Origin of the sequence: Motilimonas eburnea, assembly GCF_021295345.1 — a bacterium.
In the GTDB taxonomy this organism is placed as follows: domain Bacteria; phylum Pseudomonadota; class Gammaproteobacteria; order Enterobacterales; family CBDFNC01; genus Motilimonas; species Motilimonas eburnea.
Window position 1 is genome coordinate 1 of record NZ_JAIMJB010000026.1, and the last position, 25,758, is coordinate 25,758.

At 46.3% G+C, this 25,758-nt stretch carries 26 protein-coding genes; 14 read left to right on the forward strand and 12 right to left on the reverse strand.

The features are described 5' to 3' along the window. Positions 1–158 precede the first annotated feature (158 nt). On the forward strand, positions 159–1,553 hold the full coding sequence (locus K6Y21_RS18935) for an MBL fold metallo-hydrolase RNA specificity domain-containing protein (protein WP_233073452.1): 1,395 nt from the start codon (positions 159–161) through the stop codon (positions 1,551–1,553). 37 nt (positions 1,554–1,590) lie between these two features. Here the strand turns inward: K6Y21_RS18935 and K6Y21_RS18940 are convergent, their stop codons facing one another. Then, positions 1,591–1,989: a hypothetical protein gene (locus tag K6Y21_RS18940; RefSeq protein WP_233073453.1), complete on the reverse strand. Its 399-nt coding sequence runs from the start codon at positions 1,987–1,989 to the stop codon at positions 1,591–1,593. A gap of 271 nt (positions 1,990–2,260) precedes the next feature. Between K6Y21_RS18940 and dusA the strand changes: the two genes are divergently transcribed. From dusA to K6Y21_RS18955, 4 genes are all read left to right on the forward strand, one after another. Then, positions 2,261–3,250, forward strand: coding sequence for a tRNA dihydrouridine(20/20a) synthase DusA (gene dusA, locus K6Y21_RS18945; protein ID WP_233073454.1), 990 nt, complete (start codon positions 2,261–2,263; stop codon positions 3,248–3,250). Positions 3,251–3,533: 283 nt separating this feature from the next. Beyond that, positions 3,534–3,665: a hypothetical protein gene (locus K6Y21_RS21340; protein WP_285229767.1), complete on the forward strand. Its 132-nt coding sequence runs from the start codon at positions 3,534–3,536 to the stop codon at positions 3,663–3,665. Positions 3,666–3,899: 234 nt separating this feature from the next. Beyond that, positions 3,900–4,487 carry a DUF4136 domain-containing protein gene (locus K6Y21_RS18950; protein WP_233073455.1) on the forward strand — a complete coding sequence of 196 codons (588 nt, stop codon included), beginning with the start codon at positions 3,900–3,902 and terminating at the stop codon, positions 4,485–4,487. 1 nt (position 4,488) lies between these two features. Further along, positions 4,489–4,878 (forward strand): hypothetical protein, encoded by a 390-nt coding sequence (locus K6Y21_RS18955; RefSeq protein ID WP_233073457.1) that lies wholly within the window; start codon positions 4,489–4,491, stop codon positions 4,876–4,878. A gap of 320 nt (positions 4,879–5,198) precedes the next feature. Here the strand turns inward: K6Y21_RS18955 and panM are convergent, their stop codons facing one another. Continuing rightward, positions 5,199–5,612 (reverse strand): aspartate 1-decarboxylase autocleavage activator PanM, encoded by a 414-nt coding sequence (gene panM / locus K6Y21_RS18960; RefSeq protein ID WP_233073458.1) that lies wholly within the window; start codon positions 5,610–5,612, stop codon positions 5,199–5,201. A 99-nt stretch (positions 5,613–5,711) separates the two neighbouring features. Here panM and K6Y21_RS18965 point away from each other — a divergent pair, with 99 nt between their 5' ends. Further along, positions 5,712–5,960, forward strand: a complete 249-nt coding sequence (locus K6Y21_RS18965) for a YkgJ family cysteine cluster protein (RefSeq protein ID WP_233073460.1) — start codon at positions 5,712–5,714, stop codon at positions 5,958–5,960. A gap of 1 nt (position 5,961) precedes the next feature. Here the strand turns inward: K6Y21_RS18965 and K6Y21_RS18970 are convergent, their stop codons facing one another. The 3 genes from K6Y21_RS18970 to gpmM form a co-directional block, all read right to left on the reverse strand. Continuing rightward, the gene (locus tag K6Y21_RS18970; RefSeq protein WP_233073462.1) at positions 5,962–6,762 is read right to left on the reverse strand and encodes a divergent polysaccharide deacetylase family protein; all 801 of its coding nucleotides are present in this window, start codon (positions 6,760–6,762) and stop codon (positions 5,962–5,964) included. Next, positions 6,763–7,884, reverse strand: a complete 1,122-nt coding sequence (locus K6Y21_RS18975; protein ID WP_233073464.1) for a murein hydrolase activator EnvC family protein — start codon at positions 7,882–7,884, stop codon at positions 6,763–6,765. A gap of 69 nt (positions 7,885–7,953) precedes the next feature. Continuing rightward, positions 7,954–9,480 carry a 2,3-bisphosphoglycerate-independent phosphoglycerate mutase gene (gene gpmM / locus K6Y21_RS18980; RefSeq protein WP_233073465.1) on the reverse strand — a complete coding sequence of 509 codons (1,527 nt, stop codon included), beginning with the start codon at positions 9,478–9,480 and terminating at the stop codon, positions 7,954–7,956. Between the two features lie 241 nt (positions 9,481–9,721). Between gpmM and K6Y21_RS18985 the strand changes: the two genes are divergently transcribed. From K6Y21_RS18985 to gpsA, 3 genes are all read left to right on the forward strand, one after another. After that, the gene (locus K6Y21_RS18985; protein ID WP_233073467.1) at positions 9,722–10,150 is read left to right on the forward strand and encodes a rhodanese-like domain-containing protein; all 429 of its coding nucleotides are present in this window, start codon (positions 9,722–9,724) and stop codon (positions 10,148–10,150) included. Between the two features lie 165 nt (positions 10,151–10,315). Further along, positions 10,316–10,801: a protein-export chaperone SecB gene (gene secB / locus K6Y21_RS18990; protein ID WP_233073469.1), complete on the forward strand. Its 486-nt coding sequence runs from the start codon at positions 10,316–10,318 to the stop codon at positions 10,799–10,801. A gap of 5 nt (positions 10,802–10,806) precedes the next feature. Continuing rightward, the gene (gene gpsA / locus K6Y21_RS18995; RefSeq protein ID WP_233073470.1) at positions 10,807–11,811 is read left to right on the forward strand and encodes an NAD(P)H-dependent glycerol-3-phosphate dehydrogenase; all 1,005 of its coding nucleotides are present in this window, start codon (positions 10,807–10,809) and stop codon (positions 11,809–11,811) included. Between the two features lie 88 nt (positions 11,812–11,899). On the opposite strand, the gene nfuA is transcribed toward gpsA, so the two are convergent. Both nfuA and K6Y21_RS19005 read right to left on the reverse strand, forming a co-directional pair. Next, the gene (gene nfuA, locus K6Y21_RS19000) at positions 11,900–12,481 is read right to left on the reverse strand and encodes a Fe-S biogenesis protein NfuA (protein WP_233073471.1); all 582 of its coding nucleotides are present in this window, start codon (positions 12,479–12,481) and stop codon (positions 11,900–11,902) included. A 143-nt stretch (positions 12,482–12,624) separates the two neighbouring features. Then, positions 12,625–13,407: a ComFC family protein gene (locus K6Y21_RS19005; protein WP_233073472.1), complete on the reverse strand. Its 783-nt coding sequence runs from the start codon at positions 13,405–13,407 to the stop codon at positions 12,625–12,627. On the opposite strand from K6Y21_RS19005, the gene bioH reads away from it, so the two are divergent. The 3 genes from bioH to K6Y21_RS19020 all read left to right on the forward strand — a co-directional run bounded on the left by bioH (position 13,406) and on the right by K6Y21_RS19020 (position 15,626). Continuing rightward, positions 13,406–14,179, forward strand: coding sequence for a pimeloyl-ACP methyl ester esterase BioH (gene bioH, locus K6Y21_RS19010; RefSeq protein WP_233073473.1), 774 nt, complete (start codon positions 13,406–13,408; stop codon positions 14,177–14,179). The two genes, K6Y21_RS19005 and bioH, sit on opposite strands and share 2 nt — an antisense overlap. A gap of 72 nt (positions 14,180–14,251) precedes the next feature. Then, a complete protein-coding gene (locus K6Y21_RS19015; RefSeq protein ID WP_233073474.1) occupies positions 14,252–14,566 on the forward strand; it encodes a hypothetical protein in 315 nt (104 codons plus the stop codon). 145 nt (positions 14,567–14,711) lie between these two features. Further along, on the forward strand, positions 14,712–15,626 hold the full coding sequence (locus K6Y21_RS19020) for a putative metalloprotease CJM1_0395 family protein (protein ID WP_233073475.1): 915 nt from the start codon (positions 14,712–14,714) through the stop codon (positions 15,624–15,626). A 210-nt stretch (positions 15,627–15,836) separates the two neighbouring features. On the opposite strand, the gene K6Y21_RS19025 is transcribed toward K6Y21_RS19020, so the two are convergent. From K6Y21_RS19025 to hslR, 5 genes are all read right to left on the reverse strand, one after another. Beyond that, the gene (locus K6Y21_RS19025; protein ID WP_233073476.1) at positions 15,837–18,128 is read right to left on the reverse strand and encodes a Tex family protein; all 2,292 of its coding nucleotides are present in this window, start codon (positions 18,126–18,128) and stop codon (positions 15,837–15,839) included. 37 nt (positions 18,129–18,165) lie between these two features. Continuing rightward, positions 18,166–18,651, reverse strand: coding sequence for a transcription elongation factor GreB (greB, locus tag K6Y21_RS19030; RefSeq protein WP_233073477.1), 486 nt, complete (start codon positions 18,649–18,651; stop codon positions 18,166–18,168). Positions 18,652–18,880: 229 nt separating this feature from the next. Continuing rightward, positions 18,881–20,509, reverse strand: a complete 1,629-nt coding sequence (gene pckA, locus K6Y21_RS19035) for a phosphoenolpyruvate carboxykinase (ATP) (protein WP_233073479.1) — start codon at positions 20,507–20,509, stop codon at positions 18,881–18,883. Positions 20,510–20,903: 394 nt separating this feature from the next. Continuing rightward, positions 20,904–21,812, reverse strand: a complete 909-nt coding sequence (gene hslO / locus K6Y21_RS19040; protein ID WP_233073480.1) for an Hsp33 family molecular chaperone HslO — start codon at positions 21,810–21,812, stop codon at positions 20,904–20,906. A 13-nt stretch (positions 21,813–21,825) separates the two neighbouring features. Continuing rightward, a complete protein-coding gene (gene hslR / locus K6Y21_RS19045) occupies positions 21,826–22,230 on the reverse strand; it encodes a ribosome-associated heat shock protein Hsp15 (RefSeq protein WP_233073482.1) in 405 nt (134 codons plus the stop codon). Between the two features lie 525 nt (positions 22,231–22,755). Between hslR and gspC the strand changes: the two genes are divergently transcribed. Beyond that, the gene (gene gspC / locus K6Y21_RS19050) at positions 22,756–23,658 is read left to right on the forward strand and encodes a type II secretion system protein GspC (protein ID WP_233073483.1); all 903 of its coding nucleotides are present in this window, start codon (positions 22,756–22,758) and stop codon (positions 23,656–23,658) included. A gap of 27 nt (positions 23,659–23,685) precedes the next feature. Beyond that, the gene (gspD, locus tag K6Y21_RS19055) at positions 23,686–25,752 is read left to right on the forward strand and encodes a type II secretion system secretin GspD (protein ID WP_233073484.1); all 2,067 of its coding nucleotides are present in this window, start codon (positions 23,686–23,688) and stop codon (positions 25,750–25,752) included. Positions 25,753–25,758 lie beyond the last annotated feature (6 nt).

Genomic DNA, 25,758 nt, shown 5'->3' on the forward strand with positions numbered 1-25,758 from the left:
TGTTGCTGTAATGCGTAAGTATTTAACGGGATTGTGGGCAGTTTATAAAGAAGGTCAAGCATTTGACTCCGCAAAATTATTCAATTTTGAGAGTAAAAATGCTTGAACTTGGACAGAGTATCTACATGGGAAGGGCAGGTTAGGGATAGGAGGAACATATGGAGATACGACATTGGGGCTCGGTAGATGGAGTGACGGGCTCTTGCCATGAATTGGTACTAGACTCTCTCAACAGTGTGTTAATTGATTGTGGTTTGTTTCAAGGCGCTGAAACTGCAGGTAAAACCAGTGCAAAGCAAATGGCGATTGAATTTGATTTAAGTACGGTTAAAGCCTTAGTGTTAACCCATTGCCATATCGACCATGTCGGTCGCATTCCTTATTTATTTGCCGCTGGCTTTAACGGGCCTATTTATGCGACGGTCGCGACGGCAGCGATGTTGCCGATGATTTTACGTGATGCCTTAAAGTTAGGCGTTACTAAAGATAAACGCTTGATTGATGCCTGTATCGATAGACTGAATAAGCAGTTAGTGGCGGTTGAGTTTAACACTTGGCAGTCTTTGCCTGTGGCTGGATTGGCTCAGGTTAAATTTAAACCCGCGGGCCATATCCTTGGCTCTGCTTATCTTGAGTTTAATTGCGGAAAGGGTAAGCGCGTGGTGTTTTCTGGCGATTTGGGGGCGCCTTATACCCCGTTACTGCCTGCGCCGAAAAGTCCGTATCAGGCCGATGTCTTGGTGATTGAAAGCACCTATGGCGATCATTGCCATCAAGGGCGACAATCTCGCGCAGAGCTATTACAAACCACCATAGAAAAAGCGGTGGCCGATAATGGCGTGGTATTGATCCCGGCATTTAGCATTGGCCGCACCCAAGAATTGCTCTACGAGCTGGAAGAAATTGTGTTTCGTGAGTCAAAACGAAACCCCGCTGGGGCTTGGGCTAATTTAGAAGTGATTATTGACTCACCCATGGCCGCCAGCTTCACCGACTATTACAGTGAATTTAGTAAGCTATGGGATAAAGAGGCGAAGCGTAAAGTGGCTATGGGGCGCCATCCGCTGGATTTTTCTAACCTCTACACGGTCGGCTCCCATCAAGAGCATTTGCAGGTGATGGAATATCTCGCTAAGCGTAACAAGCCAGCCATTGTTATCGCGGCCAGTGGTATGTGCAGTGGTGGCCGAATTGTCAATTATCTGGCTAATTTTTTAGGCGATGAAACCACTGATGTGCTGTTTGTGGGCTATCAGGCTAAAGGCTCATTGGGGCGAGATATTCAACAATATGGCCCAGATGGCGGCTATGTATTTATAGACGATCAACGCATCGACATTAAGGCGGGGATACACACTTTATCTGGCTACTCGGCTCATGCTGATCAAAAGGATCTGCTCAATTTTGTTAAACGTATGCGCAAGCCGCCGACATTAATCAAGATTGTTCACGGCGATGATGAAGCCAAGCAGCAACTCGCCGAGCTGTATCGGCGGTTACTGCCGGATTGTCAGGTTGAGATAGCGCAATATCCTAGCGAGGCTTCTTGCTAGGGCTTGCCTTAACGGTTTGCCCTAGTCGTGGATTGAATTATTGCGTTTGCTCTTCGCCTTGTTCACCATCAAGTAACCACTGTGCTAATTCCGCTTTCTTCTGCTTTATCACATCGTTAACTTGTTGCTCTAAGTCTTGCTCGGTTAGGTTTTCTAAAGATGATAATGAGGTGCCTAAGGTATCGGATACCGCTTCATCAACCTGGGCAATGGCGGCCTCTTTGGTTTCTTCGTAGGTGCTGATTGCCAGTTGCTCTTTGGCCTCTAACACTTGTTCGAGGTTGAGTTCATCCAGTTTTATGCCGGTTTTTTCCTCTAAAATCCCTTGGCTACTGGCTTTGACTTCATCCTTGGCTTCGGTAACGATTTCTTTGATGGGCTCACAGCCGACCAAAAAGCTAAGCGTAACAGCCGTGACTAATAATGCAGCTTTCATAATATGGCCTCCGTTAGGCTAAAGTGTGTTTTGTGACATATAATGTCACGCCCAATATACTTAAATCTAATAACTTGTCCTAGCGTTATTGCATGATCACTGGTGAAATTTATATCAATGGCAGCTAGCCTGCGTGGTTGCAGGCAATGCTGACCCAGCTATGATTTGCCGCTTAGCAGCAGCAGCGGTATAATCCGCGCTGTTGTGTTAAGCGCCGCTACTTGCTTGTGCGTTAAATTCCCAATCTGTTGTAAATTAAGGAATATTTCTTATGTCGCACGTTTCTCACCTGCAGCGCTTTTCCGTTGCCCCGATGCTCGATTGGACCGACCGTCACTGCCGCTACTTTCACCGTTTAATGTCACAGCATACTTTGTTATATACGGAAATGGTGACCACAGGGGCCATTTTGTATGGTAAGGGCGACTATTTAGCCTTTAACGAAGCCGAGCAGCCGTTGTCGCTGCAATTGGGAGGCAGTGATCCGCAGGCGTTAGCTCAGTGCGCTAAGATTGCCGAACAACGTGGTTACACCGAAGTAAATTTAAATGTTGGTTGTCCATCTGACCGGGTGCAAAGTGGCCGCTTTGGTGCATGCTTAATGGGTGAGCCAGCGCTGGTGGCCGATTGCGTTAAGGCGATGCAAGACGCGTGTGATTTACCCGTGACAGTGAAAACACGCATTGGCATCGATGAGCAAGACAGTTATCAATTTTTAACGGATTTTGTGTCTCAGGTGGCTGAAGCTGGTTGTGATACCTTTATTGTACATGCCCGTAAAGCGTGGCTAAGTGGCTTAAGCCCTAAGGAAAACCGCGATATTCCACCGCTGGATTACCCGCGCGTGTATCAGCTAAAGCAAGACTTTCCCGATCTGGTTATCGCCATTAACGGTGGCATTAAAACTTACGCTGAATGTGACGAGCATTTAGCCCACCTTGATGGCGTGATGCTGGGGCGTGAGGTTTACAGTAATCCGTATTTATTGGCTGAGGTGGATCAGCGTTATTTTGGCTCAACCAAGCCTGTGTTATCTCGCGCCGAGGTGATTGAGGCCATGTTCCCATATGTGGAAAAACACCTAGCAACGGGGGCTAAACTGTCCCATGTTACCCGCCATATGTTAGGCATGTTTCAAGGTTTACCTAATGGTCGTGCTTATCGTCGCCATTTAAGTGAATTGGCACCGCGTGGTGATGCGACCTTAAAAGTGCTTGAAGATGCCTTAAAGCTGGTGACTGAGTACCGCCCTAAAGATTAATTAGTTACTAATGCTCTCATTTTTATGCTTAATTGTTAGGCAATGTTGGTATTAAAAACGTGGTGGGAGTCAACTTGTTTAGCTAGTTATTTGTAAATTAAGCCTTTGTCAAAAATGGCATCTGATTTTATTTATACCTTAGTCTAATGCGTTTTGCAGCAGGTTGTTTTTTGCCTTACCTATATAATCAAATGTCATAAATAGCTGGTTTTTTCTTCTACGACTTTAGTCTAATATTCGCTACTTTTTAAAGTGTCGCAATATGCCAAGAGTGAGTTGTAGGATGGCCAAGTTAGCATTAGTTAGGGTGATTTTTGGGGTAACCACGATTTTGGGGTTTCAAGTGAGTGCCTTGTATTTTTTTCTGGCGTTAATTATCTATTGTACTCACCATCGCGAAGTATTTGGCTGGTAGCTGCTTGGCCCAATTTGCAATGGAGCCCATTGCCAATCGCAAGGAATTGCGTTGGTTGTTTTGCTCTGATGATATGAATCTCAGTTTGCACTAACAGCATGGCGCAGAGGGATTTTGTGGTCATAATGGCTTAATTTTTGATTTTCTCGTGTTATATTCTTTTTATATTTTTCTGTAGTGACACTATTGGTGCGCCAATGGCTGATCCACTCTCCATTGAAAGGACATAACGCTTTGAAAACGATTTACCTAATACTGTCTAGCATATTACTCATTTTTCTGGCTGCGTGTTCGGAGAGTGAATCTAACACCTCAGATGCCGCAAATGATTCATTAAAGCGCACCACGATTGTCAGTGACTCGACCCCTAAACAAAGTATCCCAATTGCCAAGTCTTATACTTTTGTTGATAAGGTGAACGTGGTTGTTGAAGACTCCCGTCTTGAGCCCGCACAGGTACAGCAAGAAATACGCAATGCCATTGCTGCGGTGATGCAGGATAAAGGTTACACCTATGAGCCTGATTTGGCTAAAGCTGACTTGGTTATGGGCTTTTTATTGGCGCTTGAATCGGGTGTGTCAGATCAACAATTGATTGCTAAGTTTGGCCTTTCGCCAGGTTTAGTCAGTCTTAATAGCGACGGACGTTATGAAAAAGCCACGTTAGTTGTTGGTGCCATGGCGACAGACACAGAAACCTTATACTGGAAAAGTATGTTACAAGGTTTTGCTGACTTTGAGCGCGCACGTGATGAATCTGAACGCCGTTTAGATACCTTAGTCGCGCAGATGTTGTCTGATTTACCGCAAGCGGGGCAGTAATATGCGTGGTGCAGGTGGCAGTGAAGGCGGTGTAGGTCAGTTTTTTATTGGTTTGATCATGATGATAGCGGGTGGTTATATGCTGCTTAACGCCATTATGGTAACTAACCATTTTAGCCTTGGTTATAGCTTGTATCGCGTTGGCGGTTTTTCATTAACCAGCGGCATGGTGATGGTGCCATTTATTTTTGGCGTGGGGATGGTGTTTTACAACAGCCGCAATTTTCTCGGTTGGATTTTAGCCATAGGCTCTTTGGTGATGTTGGTATTTGGCGTTATTTCGTCCATTAATTTTCAGCTGCGCCATATGACGGCGTTTGATTTGATCGTTATTTTAGTCTTGCTGGTGGGCGGGATAGGGTTGTTTTTACGATCTTTGTCGGCTAAGTAGGAGCCCCAGTAATGAGGCGATTTGGCTGCTATTTAGTCACAGCCGTCTTGGAAAGCTTTCGCTGAGCAAGCTCGCCTCCCACAGATTCTTGTAAACAGTTGAGTAAATGATGATTGTGTGGGCTCCTCAGGAATGAGGCGATTTGGCTACTATTTAGTCACAGCAGTCTTGGAAAGCTTTCGCCGAGCAAGCTCGCTTCCCACAGATTCTTATAAACAGTTGAGAAAATGATGATTGTGTGGGAGCCTCAGTAATGAGGCGATTTGGCTAATAGTTAATCGCTGCATGACTGCAGCTCCTACCTCCACCCGCTTCTTGGGTTATAGGGTCTTTGACCAATGCTGATCATTAAGTTGGTATCCCATGGCCTGTAAAAAAGCGGCGTAGTCTGCATTGCCGGTTGGGTTGACACAATCAATGGCCTTCGCGCCCTGTTCTTTGACGGCCTTTTCTATTTCCGTTAGTAAATACTTACCTACTCCTCGTCCTCGCGTGATATCTCTCACCACCAGCTGACTGACGCTAGCCACTTGCTCAGCAAGGGTGATTTGTGCAGCGGCAATATGGCGCTGGTTAAACATGGCGACATAGAGCTGTGGGTTGGCTTGCTGAACGAGTCGAGTCAAGGCTTCTTCGCTAAGGGCGGTGGCGGGCCAAACAGGCTGATAGATTTTTTTTAAGTCGATTAACAGTTGAGGCTCAACATGTTGTGGCGAAAAGGCGCTTAAACGCATAATGACTCCTGAGCAAGATCCGCGGTATGCTTCTAAAGAGAGGCGAGTTAGAATGGCGCCATTATAAAAGGTTAAGGGCGTTGGGCAAAGGGGGAATCGATGGAATGCCGTTTAGGTTGTGGAGCATGTTGTATTGCGCCAAGTATTAGCTCTGCCATTCCCAACATGGAGCAGGGAAAACCCGCGGGTGTGCGTTGTGTTCAGCTAAACGACGATAATTTATGCCGTTTATTTGGTCAACCTGAACGGCCTCAGGTGTGCCTTGATTTTAAGCCTTGCAGTATTGTGTGTGGTGATTCAAATGAGGTGGCGCTGGTGAATCTCAATGAACTTGAACGGAACACCTAAGCTAATTGAGTTCTTGATTTGTTTGGGTAAGTGTTTCTGGTTGCTGCTGTGCCAAGGCCGGCTCTGCAATGGGCATGAGTTGGCTGATGTTAACTAAGTTCACCGCGCCTAATGGTTGATTTAACCTGTGCTGCAAAAATGACAAGGTTTCGGGGTAGGGATGGCCAATGATGATAACATCCCGGCCCGCCCTTGCTAACGTAAGAGCATGATTGAACTGGCGTTCAATCGCGGCTTGACTGCGTAAATTGTCCAAAAATACATGTCGTCTCAGAACGGGGACACCCAATACCTGAGCGGTTTGCTCAGCAAGGGTATGTTTACTGGTGCGGCTATCGAGAAAGAAGAGTTCATTATTGCGTACAATTTCGATGGTCCAACGCATGGGATCGGCCATGGTGGTCAGCTTACTGCCCATATGATTATTGATGCCCTGAACAAAGGGCAATGAAATAATGGCTCGCGTCAATTGCGCTTTCAGTTCGGTTTCATTCATGTCGGCACGCAAGGCGCCAGGGCCTAAGTATTTATTTTTGCCTACCGCTTCCATCGGGATATGCAGCAGCAAATCGCGCTCTTGAGCCCAAGCTTGCTGACCGATGGCTAATGCTTCTGGCGTAAAGGGGAGTAAAGAGAAAGCGACTTGACGAGGCAACTTAAGCGCTTGATAGTCAAGTGTACTGTTGCCAATATCATCGAGTACAATGGCGATGTTAGCAGCAAACGAGATGCTAGAGAGAAAGCATAATAAGGCTACGAACGCGCGAGTGAGCCAGCGCGCTCTGATGTTTCCTTGGTTCATTTATTTTCGTGTTAACCATTTCCGTGGATCTTGTGGCTTGCCTTGATAACGAATTTCAAAGTACAAACCACTGCGTTTTTGTCCGCCACTGCGTCCTGCAAGTGCAATAACTTCATTTTTAGTTACCGTTTCACCAACGGTTTTTAGTAATGCTTGGTTATGACCATAGAGGCTCATAAAGCCTTTCCCATGGTCAATCACCATCACCATCCCGTATCCCTTAAGGTATTCAGAATAGACCACTTGGCCATGGGAAAGGGCTTTAATTTCATCACCTTCACGGGCTTTAATCAGCATCCCCTTCCAGCGTAATTGGCCACTGCGGTGGCCACCGAACTGATGCAATACGCGACCATTAATTGGCCAGCTCAGTTTGCCTTTGTAAGGTTGCAGACCATTGAGCAGTGGCTTTTTAATTTTCTTTATTTCTTGCTCAATTTTTTGTTGCTCGATACTTTCTGCAAGTTGTTTAGACAGGTGTTTTTCTGCATCTTCGAGTTGCTTGATCTGCTGCTGTTCTGACAGGATGGTTTTATTCAGTGATGCCATGGTCTGCTCGCGCTCGGTTTGTTGGGCGGCAAGCTTTTCACGCTGGCGTTGGTGCTCTTGTTTTAATTGCTGCAGTTGAGCAATTTTTTCACTTTGCTGCTGTTGGTTTTCATTTAATTCAGCAAGGGTGTTTTGCATTTTTTGCAGGGCCCGAATGCGTGCCTTGTTAAGGTATTGATAATAACTAATGGCCCGATCTATTTTGGTGGGGTCTTCTTGGTTTAATAACACCTTCAAATAGTCATGTTGGCCGGTTCGATAAGCGCTAGCAATCTGATTCGCGAGTAATTTTTGTTGCTGCTCGCGCTTGGCTTCCAGCTTCTCGGCTGACATTTGTAGTTTATCTAAGGTTTGCTGAGCGTCTCGGGTCGCTTGGCTATTGGCTTGTAATTTTGTCGCAAATTTAGCAATTTCTTGCTCTGCATCGGCTAACTCTTGCTGCAAGGTAGCAACAGCTTTCGTTTGTTTAGCGATACTTTGTTGATGCGCTTTAATTTGTTGTTTGACGTTATCTAATTCGGATTTCTCAGCTTGAGCAGGTGTCAACAAGCTGATAAATAATGAAAAAAGCAAAACGGCGGTGCATGCACCGCTCATTTTGCTTGATCTGATGAATAATGGAATCCCCTTCATGGGGAAGGATTATTTCAGAATCATCAGTGGCTTACCAGTCATTTCAGCGGGAACTTCCATGCCCATCAAATTTAGCATGGTTGGCGCTAGGTCGCTCAGCTTACCGCCTTCGACAGCTTGTGCTTCGCGGCCAAAGTAGATGAGCGGTACAGGTAGGTTAGTGTGTGCTGTGTGCACGCCACCTGTTTCTGGGTCGATCATTTGCTCGGCATTACCATGGTCAGCGGTAATTAAACATTCGCCGCCCACTTCTTTAAGTGCTGCAACCACTTCACCAATGCTGCTGTCTACGGCTTCACACGCTTTTACAGCTGCATCGTAAACGCCGGTGTGGCCGACCATGTCACCGTTCGGGTAGTTACAGATGATCACATCGTATTTATCACTCTTGATCGCGCCTACCAGTTTCTCTGTTAGCTCGGCAGAGCTCATTTCAGGCTGAAGGTCGTAAGTTGCCACAGCAGGAGACGCAATCAATGAGCGCTCTTCACCAGCAAACTCTTTCTCAACACCACCGTTAAAGAAGAAGGTAACGTGGGCGTATTTTTCTGTTTCAGATATACGTAACTGAGTTTTACCGTGATCTGATAACCATTCACCTAAGGTGTTGGATAGTGACTCAGAAGGGTAAGCACAAGCCGTGTTAATGTCAGCCGCGTATTCTGTGATCATCACGAAATCAGCAAGCTTAGGCTCAACTTGACGCTTAAAGCCATCAAAATCCGTATCAACAAAAGCACGGGTGATTTCACGGGCACGGTCAGCACGGAAGTTCATAAAGATAACAGCGTCGCCATCAACGATAGGGGCGGCTTCACCGATAACGCTTGCTTTTACAAACTCGTCGTTTTCATCACGAGCGTAAGCCGCATTCAACGCATCGGTAGCACTATCAAACTGGTACTCAGCTTGGCTTTGCGTGAGTAGGTTGTAAGCTTGCTCAACGCGATCCCAACGGTTGTCGCGGTCCATCGCGAAGTAGCGACCAACCATAGTGGCAAAGCGACCTTTGCCTAGGGCTTGGAATTTCTTTTCGAATAGTTCAATTGAACCTTGCGCACTACGTGGTGGTGTGTCACGGCCATCGGTGATCGCGTGCAGGTAGATTTTCTCTGCGCCGCGCTTAGCTGCTAATTCAATGGCGGCAAGCATATGGTCTTCGTGGCTGTGGACACCGCCTGGCGAAAGTAGGCCCATGATGTGAACAGCTTTGCCAGCGTTGACGGCTTTATCTACCGCACCCGTTAGGACTGCATTTTCAAAGAAAGTACCGTCTTGAATGTCTTTTGTGATGCGAGTGAGGTTTTGGTAAACCACGCGGCCTGCACCTATGTTGGTATGACCCACTTCAGAGTTACCCATTTGACCGTCAGGTAAACCCACATCCATACCCGAGGCAGAAATAAGGGTATTGGCGTAATCTTTACATAGGCCATCAAGTACTGGCGTTTTGGCATTAGAAACTGCATTGTCCGGCATGTCCGCACGGTAACCCCAGCCATCCATGATGATAAGTACTAAAGGCTTTTTAGCCATATTCGTGAACCTCTTCTGGTTAGATTTGTAGAAACAAAATTAGCGTAATTTTACTACATTTAGATGCTGTGTTGTAGATCTGGCTCAATCCTTTCGTATTATTTCAAATAGGATTGTGTTGTTTAGCAGGCTCGCTTTGGCCTAAATATGGGAAAAATGATGGTTTTGTGTTTTTGCTAGGCTGATATTCTATTTCGTCACAGGTATAATCGCTTTTTTTCAGTCAATGAAGTAATACGCTATGCAAGAATATATGGATTTTGCTGCGGCAAACCCGATGCTGGTTGCCGCTTGGTTTGGTCTCGCCGGTGCACTGGTTTACACCACGATCAAAAGCAAACTTTCGCCCATTAAGAGTGTGACCCATCAACAAGCCACCTTGATGATGAACCGAGAAAATGCGGTTGTGGTAGACGTTCGCAGCCTTGATGAGTTTAAAAAAGGCCACATTGTAGGCGCAAAACATTTAACTGAGTCACAAATTAGTGCAGGAACGTTTTCCGGCATTGAAAATCTGAAACAGAGCCCCATTATAGTGGTGTGTGCAACAGGAATGCGATCTTCTGGCGCTGCCAATAAGCTGGCTAAAGCTGGTTTTACTCAAGTGAATAACTTGACGGGTGGTTTAGCGGAGTGGAAAAGCGCCAACCTGCCGCTGACAAAAAAATAATTCACCGCCTCTATCAGGCTGGTTTTTGCCGCTTCAGTACTTAGCGAGCAAAGTTGATGTGATGTTATCTTTCATCATAATGCAAATGGAGTGCATTAGCGTGAAAGCGACTAATTTAAAGTGGGGTTACCCCATGATTTATATATATTTTTAAGGACTATTAAGATGGCCGAAGAACAACAAAATGCGCAACAGCAACAACAAATCGATTTCAATATCCAGCGCATCTTCCTAAAAGACATTTCGTTTGAATGTCCAAATTCTCCTGCGGTATTCCAAAAAGAATGGCAACCAGAAGTTAAGCTAGATCTTGACACTAAAAGCGGTAAGTTAGCGGATAACGTTTACGAAGTCGTGCTTTCTCTCACCGTGACTGCAAACATCGGCGAAGACACTGCTTTCCTTTGTGAAGTTCAGCAAGCGGGTATTTTCACCGTAGGCGAAATGCCTGATCCACAACTGGCTCATTGTCTAGGTGCATTCTGCCCTAACATTCTATTCCCGTATGCGCGTGAAGCGGTAACTAGCATGGTAACGCGTGGAACTTTCCCACAACTGAACCTAGCGCCAGTTAACTTTGACGCCCTGTTTGCTCAAGCAATGCAACAGCGTGCAGCAGAGCAAGCTCAACCGGAACAATTGGATTCTTAATATTTATGGCTAACACAGCAGCCATTTCTGTATTGGGGGCGGGGTCGTATGGCACCGCCCTTGCTATTTCTTTAGCCAGAAATGGACATCAAACTTTGCTTTGGGGTCATGAAGCCGATCATATGGCTCGCTTGGCGCAAGCTCGTTGTAACCAAGAGTTTCTTCCCGATTGCCCTTTTCCGGATACGTTACAAGTCGAATCCGACCTAACGACTTGTGTTCAGGCATCTCGAAATATTTTATTGGTGGTGCCCAGCCATGCTTTTGCTATCGTCTTAAAGCAAATTAAGCCTTTGCTAACGCCTTCGCATCGCATTGCTTGGGCGACCAAGGGCCTTGAGCCAGAAACCGGACGCTTGTTGCAAGATGTTGCGCTTGATGTGCTTGGTCCTGACATATCCCTAGCCGTGATCTCTGGTCCAACCTTTGCCAAAGAGCTTGCTGCGGGTTTACCGACGGCGATCTCCTTGTCGTCAACGGATCCCGATTTTGTTAAAGACCTGTCAGATTTATTACATAACGAGCAACGTTTTCGGGTTTATACCAATGACGATTTTATTGGTGTACAACTGGGTGGCGCGGTGAAGAATGTGATAGCGATAGGTGCAGGCCTGGCGGATGGTTTAGGATTTGGTGCCAATGCGCGTACGGCCTTAATTACGCGAGGTTTGGCTGAGTTAACTCGACTTGGGGCTGCGTTAAAGGCCGATCCTAAAACCTTTATGGGCATGGCAGGGTTAGGTGACTTAGTGTTAACTTGCACCGATAATCAATCGCGAAATCGACGTTTTGGTTTAGCCCTAGGGCGTGGTTTGAGTGTTGATGAGGCACAGCAAGAGATAGGCCAAGTGGTTGAAGGCTATCGCAATACCAAAGAAGTGTTCATGCTTTCGCAACGTTTAGGTGTGGAAATGCCGATTACCGAGCAGGTGTATCAAGTACTCTATCAAGGTAAAGACGCGAAGGCCGCTGCTATTGCATTATTAGCGCGTAGCAAAAAAGATGAGTAAGCCAACAGCACTATTGAATGCGATTTGCTGAACGTGAAATAAAAAAAACCGCTATTGATGAGCGGTTTTTTTATTTAATAGCAGGTGGTTACTTATAGTAAGAGTGTTCACCACTTTGGTGTTCGGTCATATCGCGCACCCCTTTTAGCTCGCCTTCAAAGGTGGCTACCATTTGCTTTTCAATGCCTTCTTTAAGGGTCACATCAACCATCGAGCAGCCATTACAACCGCCACCAAATTGCACCACGGCGTAACCTTCTTCGGTGATTTCCATTAACTTAACGTGACCACCATGGCCTGCTAACCCCGGGTTAACTTCAGATTGAATAAAGTATTCAACACGCTCGACAAGCGGGGCGTCATCGGCAACGCGTTTCATTTTTGCATTAGGTGCTTTTAAGGTTAATTGCGTTCCTGTTTCTTCGCTAACAAGGTCAATCGTTGCTTCTTCAAGGAAGGGGGCACTGACCTCATCTACTAACGCATCGAACCCGTCAAATGGCAGCAGTACATCGGTACGTTCAACCGCTTCTGGTGGGCAGTAAGAAACACCGCACTCTGCATTAGGTGTGCCAGGGTTAACTACAAAAACGCGAATATTGGTGCCTTCGGGCTGTGCACTTAGCAACTTAACAAAGTGTTGCTGCGCTGCACTGGAAATACTGATCATCACTATCCTCAATAAACCTGACTAAATTACTCAAGCATTATAACGCTAAAAACCAGCCGATTTGTATCTAAAATACGATTTTTCGCGTGTTTTAACGGTGACGACCTATTGCTCGCGCCTTTAACAAGGTTGAAAAGATACCTTCAAAATAAGCTTGGGGTGGTGGGGGTGCGGCAAATGCACCACACATCGACGCGTTTAACACCGGCTTGTTTCACCACTTTTGTCAGGCTGTTGACCGTTGCGCCTGTGGTGACGATATCGTCTATGATGGCTAAATGCTTGATTCCTTGAAGTGACCCAACGGGTTTAAAGGCGCGTCGCATGTTGTGTTGGCGTTGTTGCCGGGTTAATTGGGTTTGGCTTTGGGTGTTTTTAACTCGTTTGATTGCCCTTGTTTCTGTGGGTATATCAAGTTGACGACTGCAATGCTGGGCGATGAGCTGGGCTTGATTAAACCCGCGCTGATGCTCTTTTTGCGGATGTAAGGGGACAGGTAGCAATAGCTCCGGCAATGGCTCTGCTGACAGCTGGTTAAAATCGGTTTGCTGCTGCACTTCACAAGCCAATCGCTGACCGAGGATCTTTGCAAAGAGGGGTTGCTTGGCATATTTTAATTGAAACACAACTTGATTTAACGGCGGACAAAATAGGCCACAAGCCAACAAACGGTCATATTGAGGTGGGTGCGCCAAACAATGGCCACAATTCCCTTGCGTGCTGGGTAAGGGCAAGCCACAGCGTAGGCAACGGCAGTAAGCTTGCGTTAAGTCTTTGCTGCAAGTGGGGCATACCACACCTGAAGTCAGGCCCTGTTGGCATAGTAGGCAACTGAAGGGGAGGAACTGTTGGCCATGGTGAGTTAGTTTCTGGCTTGCATGTGCAAAAAGTTGCGGTAACATGACCCACTTTTGAATACTAAACATGACTATGACCCAAGAATTACATATCACCAGTGTAGGCCAAGGCAGGGATCTTGTGTTGTTACACGGTTGGGGGTTGAACAGTGCGGCTTGGCAAGGTGTTTTGCCCTTGTTAACGCCTTACTTTACCGTTCATCTTATCGATCTACCTGGCTTTGGTGATAGCCCCGTGCTGCCTGAACACAATCTGATTAGTCTTGCCCAAGCGGTACTTGAAAAAGCGCCTAAAGAAGCGGTGTGGGTCGGTTGGTCGTTAGGTGGGTTAGTGGCTACTCAAGCGGCTTTACTCGAGCCTGAACGAATAAGGCGTTTGGTGACGGTGGCTTCCAGTCCTAAGTTTGCTCAAACGCAAAGCTGGCCAGGAATTGCCCCTAAGGTGTTAGATCAGTTTATTACTTCCTTAGCAGGCGATTTTAAAACCACAATAGAGCGGTTTTTGGCGATACAGGCCATGGGAAGTGAATCAGCGCGTCAAGATATCAAAGCGCTGAAAGGTTGGCTTGGTGAAAAACCATTACCAGATAGACAAGCACTGCATGATGGCTTAATGATCTTACAGCAAGCTGATTTACGTGAACAGCTCGCTTCCTTAACCATGCCCTTTTTGGCCATGTACGGCAAGTTAGATGGCTTGGTACCCATTGCAACGGCCAGTGAAGTTGCACAATTAGCCCCTGAGTGCGAAATATATGTGCTTGATAAATCATCGCATGCACCATTTGTGACGGATAAAGAGCAATTTTGTGCCCAGCTTATTCATTTTTGTTTGGTATAAATAAGCAATAATTGCTGTAAAAATGAACAATTTTAAGCCATAATTAATCTATTAGTCGGTGAGAGTTGTGTTATGAAAATTCAATCAGCCTTCAATATTGGCGTTGAAGGGTTTCAAAAAGCACAGCAGCAAGTAACCAACAGCGCCAATAATATTGCCCAACAAGCTGTGGCTAATTCAAGCGGTGTCTCTGAGACGAACAATGCCGCGCCTTTGGTTCAAGATGGTCAAACGGCCACCACCTTGTTGCCGAATGATAGGACACAAGAATCCGTTATCACTGAACTGGTTAATCTTAAAGTGGCTGAACACCAAGCCAAAGCTTCAGCCAAAGTGATAACCGTCGCTGACGAGATGATGGGCAGTATTATTGATATCAAGGTCTAGGATACCAAGGTCGAATGTTAACGAATGCTAAATGGGTGTCTAAGCGGTTGGGTATCAATGACGGTTTATAAATGATGATTGTTTATAAACGACAGTGGCAAAATTTAGGTTATTTTTGGGTTAATTCAAACGTAAGGGGGAAAATATGAATATCAATGTTCAACTTCCTCCAATGATCCCTGCGCCCATGCAGCCACAGCAAAACGTGACTCGCCAAGAGAACCGCTATCGTGAGTTGGTTCCGCAACTCAACAAAACCGATGCTTACAAAGCTGAAACCGAGGTAGGCTCGGAAAAAGACAAGAATAAAGTTGGCCACCAAAATGCCAGTGGCACACACAGCAGTGAAGCACAAAATACCGATATCCGCACCGTTCATGGCAAGGAAGGCAAGGATGGCTCGGGCGAAGGCGCAAGCTCTGAACAACAACAGCAAGCTTCCGAACAACAAAAAGAAAACAACTCACAGCCAAACCAGCTCACGCCGCAAGAGCAAAAGGTGGTGGATTCCCTCGAAGCTCGACATACCGAAGTCGTTATTCACGAACAAGCGCATGCGAGTGTTGGTGGGCAGTATGCGGGCCAACCCAGTTATGGGTATGAGCGCGGTCCAGATGGAAAGCGCTATGCTGTATCCGGCGAAGTCCCTATCAGTGTTTCGCCCGTTGCTGGTGATCCTCAAGCCACCATCCAAAAAATGCGTCAGGTTCGTGCCGCGGCGTTGGCCCCGCAAAACCCATCAGTAGCCGATCGTCGCATTGCCGCAGAAGCGACACGACAATTGAATTCGGCTTATGCTGAACTATCAGCCAGTAAGCGTGAATTGCAGGGCTCGTCTGATGAGCAATCGGTCAGCGATGATAAACCTATTGCTCAAGGAGTCCGCTCCGATATCAATCAGGTACTAGAAGCTGACGACATACATAGATTTAGCCCTGCGCAACAATATGGTCCAGTACCACGCTCCGAGCAAGCAATGAACACAGATCGTGCTCTAGAACAACGTTATTTTGGTTCGGTTGTGCCCAACCAACGCCCAGGATTAATCGCCTCGATTTAAATAGCCAGTAAATAACGAGTAACCCCCAGTTAATCATCAGAAATGACTCAATTAAATCAATATATTATTGGTGCTTTGTCAAGAATGCTGAGACCAAGCCTATCTAAGTTGCTCGGGGATGAGGGCACAAGCGAACATATTGTGCCGTCGGTTCTCCAGTGCTAGCCTTGTGAGCAAAGCTAGCACTGTGCAACTTAAGTTAAACCCAAGTTATCTTTTACTTTTCGCCTTGTTAAACGCATCGGCAAAGGCATTGTTGGTGAGCGCTGGGCTGCGGCTTTGTTGAGGTTTGTTTTTACGAGGCTGTTTAGGTGCGGATGCGCCTGCGTTAGGTGCTGACTGATGTAGCTTCATGGTTAAGCTAATACGCTTGCGAGGCACATCCACTTCAATCACTTTTACTTTAACAATTTGGCCGGCTTTGACAACCTCACGTGGATCGCTCACGAACTTGTCACTCAATGCAGAGATATGTACCAAGCCGTCTTGGTGAACCCCAATATCAACAAAAGCACCAAAGTTGGCTACATTGGTGACGACACCTTCTAAGATCATTTCAGGTTGTAAATCCTTGATGGTATTGACGCCTTCTTTAAAGGTAGCCGTTTTAAATTCAGGGCGTGGGTCACGACCGGGTTTCTCTAGCTCTTTAAAGATGTCAGAGATGGTGGGTAAACCGAAGTCATCATTAACAAAGTCTTTGGGGTTAACGCTTTTTAATGCTTGTGGGTTGCCCATGAGTTCACTGATCTGCAAATTACTTTGCTGGATAATGGCTTTCACTACAGGATAGGCTTCTGGGTGTACCGCTGAGGCATCCAGCGGATTTTTACCACCTTGGATGCGCAAAAATCCGGCACATTGTTGAAATGCTTTTGGCCCCAAACGTGCGACTTTTTTCAGCTGTGAACGGTCAACAAAAATGCCATTTTCATCGCGATAATCAACAATGTTTTGCGCTATGGTGCTATTGAGCCCGGCGACATGGGCTAATAGGGCTGCCGATGCCGTATTCACATCAACGCCCACGGCATTAACACAGTCCTCAACGACACCATCGAGCTTTTTCGCTAGTAGGGTTTGGTTAACATCGTGTTGATATTGGCCCACTCCGATGGCTTTAGGTTCAATTTTTACTAGCTCTGCTAGGGGATCTTGTAAACGCCTCGCTATAGACACGGCCCCACGAATAGAGACATCTAGATCAGGAAACTCCTTAGCGGCAAGCTCAGATGCCGAATAAACAGAAGCACCCGCTTCGCTTACCATGATTTTCGTCAGTCTTAGTTCAGGCTTGGCTTTAATGAGATCTGCCACTAACTGATCGGTCTCACGCGAAGCGGTGCCGTTACCTATACTGATAATTTCCACTCCATGTTGTTGACAAAGCTGACTTAGCTCAGCCAACGCACCCTGCCAATCATTGCGTGGCGCGTGAGGGTAAATGGTGCTGTAGGCTAATAATTTACCCGTGGTATCCACTACCGCCACCTTAACGCCGGTACGCAGCCCAGGATCCAATGCCAAGGTGACTTTAGCTCCCCCGGGGGCTGCCATTAATAGATCCGTTAGATTTTTCGCAAACACCTCGATGGCTTCGATTTCGGCTTGCTCACGCAGTGAGGTGATTAACTCATTTTCTAGTTGCATTAATAATTTAATTCGCCATGTCCATTGCACGACGCTTTTTAGCCATGGGTTGGCTGTCATTTGATTCACTTGCATAAAACGCGCAATAAGGGTTTCGCCGGTGCTTGGCAGTGTGGTGTCCTCTCGTTCGGGATCACTATTTAAGCTCAGTTGTAAAACCCCTTCGTTTCGACCACGAAGCAGGGCGAGGGCACGATGAGAGGGGATCTTGGCAATTTTCTCGCTGTAGTTGAAATAGTCTTTAAATTTAAGGCCTTCTTGTTCTTTACCGGCAATAACCTTTGCTTCTAACGCCGCATTTTGCTGTAAATGTTGACGCACTTGGCTGATCAACTCCGCATCTTGCGCGAAGCGCTCCATTAAAATGTATTTAGCACCCTCTAATACGGCTTTGCTGTCGTTAAATTTGAGCTCTGGGTTGATAAAGTCTTGGGCTGCCGTGTCAGGATCTAACTCAGGATGCGCCAGCAACTTATCCGCTAAAGGCTCAAGGCCTGCATTAATGGCTAGCTGGCCTTTAGTGACGCGTTTTTGTTTATAGGGTAAATAGAGATCTTCCAGGCGAGTTTTAGTGTCAGCTTCGTTGAGTTGCTGGTGGAGCGCCTCGGTTAATTTACCTTGCTCTTGGATACTGCTGATGATGGTGGTTCGACGATCTTCCAATTCACGTAAATAGGTTAGACGTTGATCAAGGTTACGCAGCTGGCCGTCGTCTAATCCGCCAGTGACTTCCTTACGGTAACGCGCGATAAAGGGCACCGTAGCCCCTTCGTCTAATAATTGAATGGCCGCGTTAACTTGCGCGGTATTGGCACCTAGCTCTTGTGCTAGGGTTTGAGAAATAGCATGCATGATGATCTCGGTAATAACTAAGTTGGTTGAGCTTAGCTCAATGGGAATCGGGGAGTTGATAATCTATTTTATTGATATACCAGACTTTATCGCCGGTTGGGGTGGTGACGATGGCTTCATCATCGACGGACTTCTTCAATAAGGCTCGCGCCATCGGTGAGTCGATTGAGATGTAATCTTTACGACCATAAATCTCATCTGGGCCAACAATTTTAAAGGTAAGGGTCTCACCCTCATCATTTTCAATTTCAACCCTTGCGCCAAAAAAGACTTTACCCAATTGTTGTGCAGAGGGCGTGACAACGGTGACTTCTTCGATGCGTTTACGCAAAAAACGGACACGCTTGTCGATTTGTCTTAGTACACGTTTATTTTCTTTGTAGTCTGCATTCTCAGAACGATCGCCTAAACTGGCGGCCCAAGCGACCTTTTTGGTGATTTCGGGGCGATATTCACGCCACAAATGATCCAACTCCGCCTGTAATTTTGCCATGCCTTCGGGAGTAATGAGGTTTGTCTTCAAGTTAGGTTAACCTTAATAACTTTTCACTGTGGTCTTTATAGCGTCTTACTCATCTTTTTTAAAGACTGTTATGGTCAAAAGTGGTGATATACCCAATCAAGCATATCCAGGCTGATCGGGGATAATAGTGTAACGCAGGCAAGGAGTGGGGAAGCGCTGGGCTGATCAAAAGTTGGACAACAAAAAAGCGGGGCAAGGTGCCCCGCGTAACATTAATCAAAATGCGGCTTTATAGTTGTGGACCTGCTGCAACCAGCGCTTTGCCTTCATCGTTGTCCGTGTATTGAACAAAATTATCAATGAACAGTTGCGCTAACTTGGCGGCCTTTTCGTCCCATTGCTCAGCACTTGGGTAAGTATCACGAGGATCCAAAATATCAGGATCAACATGAGGCAATGCCGTTGGGACGGTGAGGTTAAACACTGGGATGGTCTTTGTTTCGGCCTTTTCAATTGAACCATCCAAGATGGCATCGATGATCGCCCGTGTATCTTGAATCGAGATACGCTTGCCTGTCCCATTCCAGCCCGTGTTCACAAGATAAGCTTCTGCGCCAGCCGCCTCCATACGCTTCACTAACTCTTGGCCATATTTAGTGGGATGTAAGGTTAAAAATGCGGCGCCAAAACAAGCTGAAAATGTTGGCGTTGGCTCGGTTATACCACGCTCGGTGCCCGCCAGCTTAGCCGTAAAGCCAGACAAGAAGTGGTACTTGGTTTGCTCCTTAGTCAGTTTAGAGACAGGCGGTAACACACCAAAGGCATCAGCGGTTAAGAAGATAACCTTAGTAGCATGGCCCCCTTTTGAGACAGGCTTAACTATGTTTTCAATATGATAAATAGGGTAGCTAACGCGAGTATTTTCTGTTTTGCTACCATCATCATAATCAACGGTTTTATCTTCTCGCACGGTGACATTTTCGAGTAAGGCATCGCGTTTGATCGCCTTATAAATATCGGGCTCGGCTTCAAGGCATAACCGGATGGTCTTGGCGTAACAGCCCCCTTCAAAGTTAAACACACCCGAGTCATCCCAGCCATGCTCATCGTCACCGATAAGTGCGCGTTTAGGATCCGTTGACAGGGTGGTTTTACCTGTACCCGATAAGCCAAAGAAGATGGCGGTATCGCCGTCTTTACCCACATTCGCCGAGCAATGCATAGAAGCCATGCCGCGTAGCGGTAGCAGGTAATTCATCATGGCAAACATGCCTTTTTTCATTTCTCCACCATACCAAGTCCCGCCGATAATTTGCATTTTTTCGGTAAGGTTAAAGGCGATGAAGTTCTCTGAATTTAGGCCGTGCTCTTGCCAGTTAGGGTTAGTGGTTTCTGAGCCATTGAGCACAATAAAATCAGGCTCAAACTCGGCCAACTCTTCGGCCGTAGGGCGAATGAACATGTTGGTCACAAAATGCGCTTGCCATGCCACTTCGACGATAAAGCGAACGGCTAAGCGAGAGTCTTTATTGGCGCCGCAAAATGCGTCCACCACAAACAATCGCTTATTCGAAAGCTCTTTGATAACAAGGGATTTAAGGTCTTGCCAAACTGCCGGGGTGATGGGCTTATTATCATTCTTTCCTTGATCTGACCACCAGATGGTATCTCGGGTGACATCGTCTTTGACGATGTACTTATCCTTTGGTGATCGCCCTGTAAAAATCCCTGTATCGACCGCGACAGCTCCGGACTCGGTTACAACTCCACGCTCAAATCCGACTAGGTCAGGTTTCGTTTCTTCGGCAAACAAGGTTTCATAAGAAGGGTTATGCACTACTTCCTTGACCCCTTGAATGCCGTATTTAGCTAAGTCTTGCGCACTTAATAGAGTTCTTTCCACGTCGATAACTGTCATATTTATCTCCAAGGTTTAGGTTTGGTCAGATACCCAAGTTACCTAGAGATGCTGGTTCAGCGAGAGTTTGTAGGCTTTTAGGCGCGACGCTGATTTGAGACATAGTTATTCTACGTTGAAAATCAGCAACAAAGCATATAAGCCTACAAAACTCGCCCTTAGGGAGCCGCTCATTACGTCCACTTTTTAGTTAAAAAGCCTTGAAAGGGTTGACCATTCCTTCGTCTTTTTGCCTCAAATTGAACATAATGAGCGGCTCTGAATCCCGCATCTTCAGGTATCTTGGGTATACAATTATTCTATTACTTTCGATTTAGAATAATGGGATACGCTTCAAACTTAAGAGTAAAATATGATAAAGAAACTACTACTTGCTATTTGTGACTGATCTTTTTTAGTGTTGCGTTTCGTTGTTCTGGTTAGACGGTTTTTTTGTGGTGAATAATGCTTCCACGTCAACGGCGTCAAAATGGTAGCTAGTACGGCAATACTCGCAGTCCATATCGATTTGACCTTTCTCTTTCAGAATATCCAGCAATTCACTTTTCTCGACCGATAACAAAGCTCCTTCACATTTTTCTCTTGAACAACCACATTCAAATACAACAGGTTGTGGCTCAAAAATACGAACGGTTTCTTGATGATACAAACGGTACAATAAGGTTTGTGCATCCAGTCCAAACAGCTCTTCATCTTTGAGCGTATCAGCTAAAGTCGCGACATGATTAAACTCTTCGTCATGCTGCTCTTTGGCTGAAGGCATCTTTTGTAATAATAGACCAGATGCAACTTTTTGGTTGTTATAAAACCCTGTTTTTAGTATGAGTTTAGTGGTTAATTGTTCAGACTGAGCGAAGTAGTTTTCTAGACTTTCTGCTAGCGAATCGCCAACCAGTTCCACGACCCCTTGATAGCGCTCACCTTGGTCGGGGGTAATGGTAATAAGTAGAAATCCTTTGCCTACCATCTCTGTGAGTGTCGCGTTGTCAGCGGGTGCTGAATTGTAACGAGCTACGCCACGTAGGGTTTGATCGTTGTCGCCATTGATGGCGGCTAAATAAACCGGGCCATTGCCTTGTAGTTGTACATTAATGTGCCCTTCAAATTTCAAGGTGGCGGTGAGTAAGCTGGTGGCCACAAATAACTCACCGACTAAGCGCTCAATGGCGGGTGGATATTGGTGGTTACGAAGGACATCCTGATAACTGTGACTCAGTTGTACAAATTCACCGCGCACATCGTAGTCCTCAAAAAGGAAACGAAATAAGTTATCGTACAAAGGTTGGGTTGTGGTTTGGCTCATCATGCTCTCCAAATTAGCCATCACTGCGTTGTGATTTAACTTTTAATAGTTCTCGACGTTGCTTTTTATCTGGACGCCGGTCTGGGTGAGGTGCGTGCAGCGCACTGAGTTTTCTTAATTCAGCATGTTGCTCACGAAGGGCAACACTGGCCGATGTCTCTTGGTATAACAGTTGTGCTTGAGGGGCAGCTTTTCGTTGCCCTTCAAGTTTTAGCACTGTTACTTCTTTATTATCATGACCTTGGCGTACGCTAATGGTTGCACCTAATTCAACTATTTTACTCGGTTTTGTTCGCTGACCATTATACTGCACTTTGCCTCCCTGGATCATGTCTCTTGCAAGGGCGCGCGTTTTATAAAAGCGAGCAGCCCAAAGCCATTTATCAAGGCGAATTGAGTTCGTGTTCGGATCGGACATGGGGGTTCCATTTTTCGCATGTTGTTCAACTCTACATGGGGGGGATTGACTGAGTTTTCAAGCTTGAACCAGACAGATGATGTAAAGATGATAGGTAACCCGACCACAAAGATAACGAGCGCCACTTAAAGCGTGAGTTGTTTGGCTGCGCCGCTTTGTTGATGGCTTTTGAAGTCATCTGCCTTGGCTTCAAGTCAGCTCCGCTCTGACTGCTTTAGGCTATTGGCAACACACTCCCTGAACTAAGTTTTTCAAGTTGATTGGGTATACATCACGAATAGATGAGAAACTCGCAAACGATGGCTGTTGTTTGGTTTTACGCTCGTGTTAAACTCTCGGACGATTAGGAATCGCTTAATAAGCTATTCGCAAATGAACTGAAACCCTAGCGCATCAGTATTGAATGAGTAAGAATATCGCCGATCTCTCATAACCTAGCTTTTGTGCTTGAGTGGGACACTTGAGCCAAGCTAGTATTGCCCTTATCGGCAGGATGCTGTGTTGTAAATAATTAGGAATGTTGTAATGGATAAGTTCTCTGGTGCCTTGTCGCGCCTGAGCAGCCTGCCCCAGCAAAAGCTTTCTTCTATTGCTTTTTATTCTTTGCTGGTGCTGCTGTGCTATCAATTGGCCAACTTAACGTGGTTGGCTATGCCCACAAAATCAAATCAAGCCCCGACATGGCGGCCTGCACCTGCGACTGAGCAGGGGCAAAATCAACCCGGGTTAAACCTCACTGCATTGACTGCGCTGCACTTATTTGGTGAATTTAATAAGGTGGTGGCTAAACCAAAACCGGTTGTGCAAAAGCCCAAAGAAGCACCAAAAACCAAGCTTAATGTGAAGCTGACGGGTGTATTGGCGTCAACCATCCCCAAAAATGCCATGGCGATCATTGAAGATAGAGGGAGGCAGGATACTTACTTTATCGGCAATACCATAGGCAACACGGGCGCGGTGTTAAAAGAAGTGCAACCCGACCGAGTGATCTTAGAGTATCGAGGTGATCTACAAACCTTAATGTTAGATGGTGAGGATTATGTGGCGTCCAAACCTGAGCCAAGGGCCTCTCGTAGCGCGCCTGTCAAACCAGCCAAACCAGCCGACCCAGAGCCAGTAGAGCTTGAGCTTAACCGCGCGGAGCTATTAGCCAACCCGAATAAAATCACTGATTTTCTCTCGATCTCGCCTGTGAGGAATCAAGGCACGTTGGTGGGGTACCGTATTAATCCAGGTAAAGATCGCAGCCTATTTGAAGCCGCTGGTTTACAACCAAATGACCTTGCGGTCAGCCTTAATGGCATTGATTTAACCGATATGCAGCAATCAATGAGCCTCATGCAAGAATTTCCGACCATGCGTGAAATGACCTTGTCGGTAGAGCGTGATGGCCAAATATACGATTTGTTTTTTAGTCTGCCCGAATAAATAAGAAAGTTGGAGCACAGAATATTTATGAGAATTTTAGGGACACGGCGTAAATTTAGCGCCCTTTGTGCAGGATTGCTGCTCGCTTTCAGTGCCAACGTTTCTGCCGCTGAGTATTCAGCTAGCTTTAAAGGCACGGACATCAATGAATTTATTAATATCGTCGGTAAGAACCTTAATAAAACCATTATCATCGAACCGTCTGTTCGTGGAAAAATTAATGTTCGTAGTTACGATTTGCTCAACGATGAGCAGTACTATCAATTTTTCTTAAATGTATTAGACGTTTATGGCTTTGCTGTGGTCGAAATGGACAATGGCGTGATGAAAGTCATCAAAGCAAAAGATGCCAAAGTATCGGCCATTCCTGTGGTTGACGGCAAAAACCCTGGCAAGGGCGATGAGATGGTGACTCGCGTTGTGCCTGTGCGCAATGTGTCGGTGCGTGAGCTAGCGCCGCTGCTACGCCAGTTAAATGACAATGCAGGCGGTGGTAACGTTGTTCATTATGATCCCTCTAACGTCATCATGATCACTGGTCGAGCCGCGGTGGTTAATCGCTTAGTTGAAATCGTGCGCCGGGTCGATAAAGCCGGTGACGAAGAAGTGGATATCGTTCGTCTAAACTTTGCCAGTGCATCTGAAATGGTCAGAATATTAGAGTCGATTCAAAAACCCGGTGATGGCAAGTCAAATACCCCTAATATGCTCAAGCCGCGTATGGTGGCCGATGAGCGCACCAACTCGGTGATCATCAGTGGTGAACCACAAGCGCGTAAACGGGCCGTACAACTCGTTCGTCAGCTCGATAGTGAGCTTGAAACCAGCGGTAATACCCGGGTGTTTTACCTTAAATATGCTAAAGCCAAAGAGATGGTGGAGGTATTACAAGGGGTCAGTAAATCTATTGAAGGTGAATTAAAAGGTGCTAATGGCGCAGCCGCAGCCGGTGGTGCAGCAAGTAAACAATCTAACCTAAGTATCGAAGCTCATGAAGGTACTAATGCCATCGTGATTACCGCACAACCTGATGTGATGGGCTCACTTGAGGCGGTTATTCGCCAATTAGATATTCGTCGTGCTCAAGTTTTGGTTGAGGCCATTATTGTCGAAGTGGCTGAAGGTGATGGCATCGGGTTAAGCGTGCAATGGGCCACCCTTGCAGGTGGCGGTACTCAGTTCCATTCTAATGGTGCGTCATTAGGCGAAATAGGGGCAGGGATTTACCAAGCTAGACCTGAAGAAGGCTCCACCATTATCAACTCAGATGGGACTACAACTAAAAACCCAGACACGAAAGGCGATGTCACGGCATTGGCGAATGTGCTAAGTAAGGTCAGTGGTATGGCAGTGGGTTACGCGTCGGATGATTGGGGCGTGGTGTTACAAGCCATCGCCTCTTCCAAAGGCTCTAATATTTTGGCTACGCCAAGTATTACCACTCTTGATAACCAAGAAGCCAGTTTTATCGTGGGTGATGAAGTGCCCGTGAAAACGGGCTCGGCGGCAAGCAGTAACAACGATAATCCGTTCACTACCATTGAACGTAAAAAAGTGGGTATTCAGCTGAAGGTAACGCCGCAGATTAACGAAGGTGACGCGGTGCAGTTGATCATTGAACAAGAAGTGTCCAATGTGAACGGTAATACCGGCGTTGACATCACCTTTGCTACGCGCGCGGTTAAAACCACCGTGTTAGCTGACAGTGGAGATACGATTGTTATCGGTGGCTTAATTGATGAAAAAGTGGATGAATCAGTGGATAAGGTGCCGCTACTGGGGGATATCCCTTACTTAGGAAACCTCTTTAAATCAACCACCAGTAGCACGGCCAAGCGTAACTTGATGATCTTTATCCGCCCAACCATCATTCGTGATAGTAATACCATGGCGAGTTTAAGCTCAAGAAAATACAGCTTAATGCGTGCGGTGCAGCTACAGCAGCAAGAAACGGGCGTGAACTTAATGCCAAACACCAATGTACCAGTGCTACCTGAGTGGGGACAAAGCCCAGAAATTAACCCTGAGGTCTTTGATTTCACCAAGAAAAAGCGTCGCTCGCCAGAAGCCAGTACTAACCAAAGCAGTAACTAAGGAAGT